Origin of the sequence: Streptomyces aurantiacus, assembly GCF_001418335.1 — a bacterium.
GTDB lineage: Bacteria > Actinomycetota > Actinomycetes > Streptomycetales > Streptomycetaceae > Streptomyces > Streptomyces aurantiacus.
In genome coordinates, this window is the sequence record NZ_LIPP01000260.1 from 1 (window position 1) to 3,934 (window position 3,934).

General features: G+C 73.8%; 5 protein-coding genes. 3 read left to right on the top strand and 2 right to left on the bottom strand.

Annotated features, from left to right (window positions below; genetic code table 11):
* The 3 genes from AOK01_RS29875 to AOK01_RS29885 form a co-directional block, all read left to right on the top strand.
* A partial coding sequence (locus AOK01_RS29875) for an HD domain-containing protein (RefSeq protein ID WP_055517130.1) occupies positions 1-577 on the top strand: 577 nt, incomplete at its 5' end.
* A gap of 126 nt (positions 578-703) precedes the next feature.
* The gene (locus AOK01_RS29880; RefSeq protein ID WP_055517135.1) at positions 704-1,978 is read left to right on the top strand and encodes a Cmx/CmrA family chloramphenicol efflux MFS transporter; all 1,275 of its coding nucleotides are present in this window, start codon (positions 704-706) and stop codon (positions 1,976-1,978) included.
* 34 nt (positions 1,979-2,012) lie between these two features.
* On the top strand, positions 2,013-3,134 hold the full coding sequence (locus AOK01_RS29885; RefSeq protein WP_107099953.1) for a GNAT family N-acetyltransferase: 1,122 nt from the start codon (positions 2,013-2,015) through the stop codon (positions 3,132-3,134).
* On the opposite strand, the gene AOK01_RS29890 is transcribed toward AOK01_RS29885, so the two are convergent.
* Positions 3,123-3,416: a DUF4031 domain-containing protein gene (locus tag AOK01_RS29890; RefSeq protein WP_055517132.1), complete on the bottom strand. Its 294-nt coding sequence runs from the start codon at positions 3,414-3,416 to the stop codon at positions 3,123-3,125. The genes AOK01_RS29885 and AOK01_RS29890 overlap by 12 nt on opposite strands.
* On the bottom strand, positions 3,413-3,835 hold the full coding sequence (locus AOK01_RS29895) for a hypothetical protein (RefSeq protein ID WP_055517134.1): 423 nt from the start codon (positions 3,833-3,835) through the stop codon (positions 3,413-3,415). The genes AOK01_RS29890 and AOK01_RS29895 overlap by 4 nt, the downstream gene beginning before the upstream one ends.
* Positions 3,836-3,934 lie beyond the last annotated feature (99 nt).

The window sequence follows — 3,934 nt, forward strand, 5'->3', positions numbered from 1 at the left end:
CTCCCCCGACCCCTCCCCGTACGCCGAGAACCTCCTCGCCCGCTGGTCCGAGCCGCAGCGCCGCTATCACACCCTCGACCACCTCACCGCGGTGCTGGACCACGTCGACGTGCTGGAGAAGGCCGCGGACGACCCCGATCTGGTACGGCTGGCCGCGTGGTTCCACGACGCGGTCTACCTCCCCGACCGCTCCGAGAACGAGGAGCGTTCGGCCCGGCTCGCCGAGCACGCGCTCCCCGAGGCCGGCCTCTCCGCCGCCGCCACCGCCGAGGTCGCCCGCCTCGTCCGGCTGACGGTCACCCACGCCCCGGCCGACGACGACCCCAACGGCCAGGTCCTGTGCGACGCCGACCTGGCGATCCTCGCCTCGCCCGCCGACGCGTACGCCGCCTACACGACGGCGGTCCGCGAGGAGTACGCGTTCGTGCCCCCGGACGCCTTCCGCGAGGGCCGTGCGGCGATCCTCCGGCAACTCCTCGACCTGCCCCGCCTCTTCCACACTCCGCACGGAACAAGGGAATGGGAGGGCCCGGCCCGCCACAACCTGACGAACGAGCTGACCCTGTTGACCAGCTGAACCCCGCCCGATGGAATGGGCTGCTCCCCGTAGAGGTTGGCACCTGGTATGCCCGTCCCCACGCGCAACAGCACCGGCAGCGGCACTGACACCAACGCCAGCGCCGGTACCCGCACCCACACCCGTATGCCCCTGGCCGTCTACATCCTCGGGCTCTCCGTCTTCGCCCTGGGCACCAGCGAGTTCATGCTCTCCGGCCTGCTGCCGGCTGTCGCGGACGACTTGCACGTGTCAATACCGCGGGCGGGACTCCTGATATCCGCCTTCGCGGTCGGCATGGTCGTCGGAGCGCCCCTGCTGGCCGTGGCGACGCTCCGGCTGCCCCGCCGTACGACCCTCATCGCGCTCATCACGGTCTTCGGCCTCGGCCAGATCGCGGGCGCCCTCGCCCCGAACTACGCCGTGCTCTTCGCGTCCCGCGTCGTGAGCGCGCTGGCGTGCGCCGGGTTCTGGGCGGTCGGCGCGGCCGTGGCCGTCGCCATGGTCCCGGTGAACGCCCGCGCCCGCGCGCTCGCCGTGATGATCGGCGGCCTGTCGATCGCGAACGTCCTCGGCGTCCCGGCGGGCGCCTTCCTCGGCGAGAGCCTCGGCTGGCGCTCGGCGTTCTGGGCGGTCGGCGGGGCCTCCGCGATCGCGCTCGTCGGAGTGGCCACCCTCATCCCCCGTATCCCCGTCCCCGACGAGAAGCCCCGGCTCAGGCGGGAGTTGCGGATCTACCGCGACCGGCAGGTGTGGCTGTCCATCTCGCTGATCGCGTTCGCCGCGGGCGGCGTCTTCTGCGCGTTCAGCTATCTCGCCCCGCTGCTCACCGACGTGGCCGGGCTCGACGAGGGCTGGGTGCCGGCCGTGCTCGCGCTGTTCGGGATCGGCGCGCTCATCGGGACGGCGATCGGCGGCCGGATCGCGGACGCCCACCTCTTCGGGGTGCTGCTCTCGGGCATGTCGGCCTCGACGGTCCTGCTCGTGGCGCTCGCGCTGCTCGGACAGTACGCCGTCGCGGCAGCCGTCCTCGCCCTGCTCCTCGGCGTCTCCGCCTTCTACACGGCCCCGGCGCTGAACGCCCGGATGTTCGACGTCGCGGCCGCCGCCCCCACCCTGGCCGGCGCCACCACCACGGCCGCCTTCAACCTCGGCAACACCGGCGGCCCCTGGATCGGCGGCGCCGCCATCGACGCGGGGCTCGGCTTCGCCTCCACGGCCTGGGCCGGAGCGGCGCTGACCGTCGCGGCGGGGGTGCTGACCACGATCTCGCTGCGCCTGCACCGGCGCGGGGCGTCGTCGCGGCTGGTCACCGGAGCCCAGGCCGCGCCCGTGACCGCATCAACGACCACGTCCACGCCCACGCCCACGCCGGTGGGAGGCTGCAGCGGTCAGCCGGAATCGACGCCGAAATACGGATGACACGGATGACACCGACAGGCTTATCCTCACCGGCATGCGAGCCATGGGTGGGGACCAGGTGGAAGAGGCCGTCTCGGGTGCGGTGGCGGCCCTGCGGGGCGCGGCCGACCGGGACTGGAGCGTCAAGGCGGGCCGTCTCGAATGGAGTTGCCGCGAAACGGCGGAGCACATCGCGTCGGACCTCGTCTCGTACGCGGGCCAGCTGGCGGGCCGCCCCGCCGACCGGTACGTACCGTTCGAGATCGGCTTCGAGGCATGCGAGAGCGTCGAGGACGTCCTCCAGGTCGTCGAGGCGACCGGCGCCCTGCTCGCGGCGGCCGTGCGCACCACTCCGCGGGAGGCGCGGGCGTTCCACCCGTACCCCTTCCGCAGCGCCGGCCGTGAGGGCTTCGCCGCGATGGGTGTCACCGAGGTGCTCGTGCACACGCACGACGTGGCAGAGGGTCTCGGCATCGCGTACGAGCCGCCGGCCGCGCTCTGCGCCGGCGTACTGACCCGGATCTTCCCGCACGTCCGCCCGGAGCCCGGCCCGGACCACTGGCGCACGCTCCTGTGGGCCACGGGGCGCGGCGAGCTGCCGGGCCGCGCGCCCCTCGCCGCCTGGCGCTGGAGCAACAACCTCGTCATCCCGGCCGAACGCCTCACCCTCCAGGGCGTCACCCCCGCGTCCGCCGCCGACCTGCGGGCGGGCGGCACGGGGGGTTTCGAGTGGATCGAGGGCGGCCCCTTCGAGGGCACCCGGGACGCGGCGGGCATGGTGGTCAAGGCGTACGAGGCCGGGGTGCACCGCCCCGAGTGGGGCATGTTCGTCCTCGTCCGGCGCGAGGACGGCCGCGCGGTCGGCGGCATCGGCTTCCACGGCGCTCCGGACGAGGAGGGCCGCGCCGAGGTCGGCTACGACCTGACGGAGTCGGCCCGCGGCAACGGCTACGCCACCGAGGCCCTGCGCGCCCTGTCCGCCTGGGCCCTGGCCCGCGAGGACCTCACCTACCTGTTCGCGACGGTGGACCGCGCCAACTCCCTTTCCCAGGGCGTGATCTCACGCGCGGGCTTCACCCGGGTGGACACGGACACGGCGGACGCCACCGGGAACACCGGAGACACCGGGGACACCGGAGACACCGAGGGGCAGTACGCGTACGAGCTACGCGGCTGAGCCCGGCCGCCCCGGCCGCCCCGGCCGCCCCTTGGGCCTGCGCAGCCCGGACGCGTGCAGGAGGCGTACGACCTCGCGGCTGCGCACCCGTACCGCGCCGGCCCGCACGGCGTCCTCGTACCGGTGCGAGGGAATGTCGTAGTGGTCCCGCTCGAAGGCGCGGGCGGGGGCGCCCAGCCGGCGGGCGAACTCGTGCAGTTCGTCGAACGAGACGTCGCTGACGAGGTGGGACCACATGCGGCCGTGCCCCGGCCAGTCGGGCGGGTCGATATAGACGGTCACGAGGAGCTCTCCCGGCCACTCTCCCCGCCGGGCCCGCCCATGGCCGGTGCGAGCGTGCCCACCGCGGAGACGGAGACCCCCGCCTTGTGGCACACCCAGTGCGGGTCGGGGCCCAGCTCCGGCTCCACCTCCAGGGCGTGGGGGTCGCCGTCGGCGCAGACGGGACACAGCGGCCAGCGCCCGTACTTCTCCAACAGCGCGTCCTGTACATCCTGGGCGATCAGCCCGGCCACGTACTCGACGCCCTCGGGCCACTGCTCCACCCACCACCGCCGCTGTACGACCGACTCCTCGACCATCGACACGACATCGGCCTCGGCGACCGCACCCGCGACCAGATCGGCGAGCACGAGCGCACGAGCCGCGTGCAACGCCTGCTCCAACGGGCTGACGGGAGGGGGCGGGGCCGAAGAATCCATAGCTCCATTGTGCGCCATACGCCACATCGGGGCCGGGCCCCGACGTGCGCCCCGACAAGGGCGCGGGGCTGTGTCCATATGCGGCTCCGCCGCGTGGGC

Bases quoted from the DNA above. Each gene is read 5' to 3' on its own strand.
- AOK01_RS29880 (WP_055517135.1), top strand. From the start codon at position 704: ATGCCCCTGGCCGTCTACATCCTCGGGCTCTCCGTCTTCGCCCTGGGC.
- AOK01_RS29885 (WP_107099953.1), top strand. From the start codon at position 2,013: ATGCGAGCCATGGGTGGGGACCAGGTGGAAGAGGCCGTCTCGGGTGCG.
- AOK01_RS29895 (WP_055517134.1), bottom strand. From the start codon at position 3,835: ATGGATTCTTCGGCCCCGCCCCCTCCCGTCAGCCCGTTGGAGCAGGCG.